Origin of the sequence: Stenotrophomonas sp. HMWF003 (assembly GCF_003061285.1) — a bacterium.
GTDB classification, from domain to species: domain Bacteria; phylum Pseudomonadota; class Gammaproteobacteria; order Xanthomonadales; family Xanthomonadaceae; genus Stenotrophomonas; species Stenotrophomonas maltophilia_AP.
Genome location: NZ_QAIW01000302.1, coordinates 636 through 1,975, shown reverse-complemented (window position 1 = coordinate 1,975; position 1,340 = coordinate 636). Strand labels below are relative to the sequence as shown.

At 69.6% G+C, this 1,340-nt stretch carries 2 protein-coding genes; one reads left to right on the top strand and one right to left on the bottom strand.

Annotated elements, in window-relative coordinates; genetic code table 11:
* Positions 1 to 869, top strand: an 869-nt coding sequence (locus tag DBR34_RS12450; protein ID WP_128097026.1) for a 3-phosphoshikimate 1-carboxyvinyltransferase, incomplete at its 5' end; no start/stop codon positions are given.
* Between the two features lie 120 nt (positions 870 to 989).
* On the opposite strand, the gene DBR34_RS22930 is transcribed toward DBR34_RS12450, so the two are convergent.
* On the bottom strand, positions 990 to 1,340 hold a 351-nt coding region (locus DBR34_RS22930; protein ID WP_258223881.1), incomplete at its 5' end, for an energy transducer TonB.

Below are 1,340 nucleotides of genomic sequence, written 5' to 3'. Positions count from 1 at the left end.
CCCCGCCGCTGCACGTGCATGGCGGGCAGGTGTTGAAGGGCATCGATTTCGCCTCGCCGGTAGCCAGCGCGCAGGTTAAATCGGCGGTGCTGCTGGCCGGCCTGTATGCCGACGGCGAGACCGCGGTGAGCGAACCGCACCCCACCCGCGACTACAGCGAGCGCATGCTGCGCGCGTTCGGCGTGGACATCGAGTTCTCGCCCGGCAAGGCCCGCCTGCGCGGCGGCCAGCGCCTGCGCGCCACCGACATCGTGGTGCCGGCCGATTTCTCGTCCGCCGCATTCTTCCTGGTGGCCGCCAGCATCATTCCCGGCTCCGAACTGCGCCTGCGCGCGGTCGGCCTCAACCCGCGCCGCACCGGCCTGCTGGCTGCGCTGCGCCTGATGGGCGCGGACATCACCGAAGAAAACCATGCCGAGCAGGGCGGGGAAGCCGTGGCTGACCTGGTGGTGCGTTACGCTCCGCTGCACGGTGCGGAGATTCCCGAAGCGCTGGTGCCGGACATGATCGACGAGTTCCCCGCGCTGTTCGTGGCTGCCGCCGCGGCACAGGGCAACACGGTGGTGCGCGGCGCCGCCGAACTGCGGGTTAAGGAATCCGATCGCCTGGCCGCCATGGCCACCGGCCTGCGCACCCTGGGCGTGCAGGTGGACGAAACCGACGACGGCGCCACCATCCACGGGGGCAGCACGCTGGGCAGCGGCACCATCGAAAGCCACGGCGACCACCGCATCGCCATGGCCTTCGCCATTGCCGGCCAGCTCAGCAGTGGCGAAGTGCGGGTGAACGACATCGCCAACGTCGCCACCTCGTTCCCGGATTTCGATGGCCTGTCCACCGGGGCGGGTTTCGGGCTGCGTACCGCCTGAAGGGTTGGGATGTGCGTGGTTGCCGGGCAGAGCCCGGCACTACGGAGCAGCCGTTCATTGCCATAAGAAAAGGGAGGCCATTGGCCTCCCTTTTCGTTGCCGCCTCACGGCATCAATGCATTAACGCTCGGTACGGAAATCCACCGGCACGCGCACCACGCTGGCCACGGCGCGACCATTGTTCACGGCCGGCTCGAACTGCCAGTTGCGCACGGTGGTCAGCACGGCGCGGTCCAGGTCGCGGTCACGCGAACCGGTACGCTGCACGATGCTGGCATCGGTCACGTGGCCACTGGGGTCCACGCTCAGGCTGGCCACCACGCTGCCCTGCACGCCACTGCGCAGTGCACTCGGCGGATAGGTCGGCTTGGCATTGCTGGCCAGCGGGCGCGCCTCGCGGTTACGCGCGGCGACGGCCGGCTTGCGCTGGTGGGTGGCCGGTGCAGCCTGGCGCGTCGTCGGGGCCGGTGC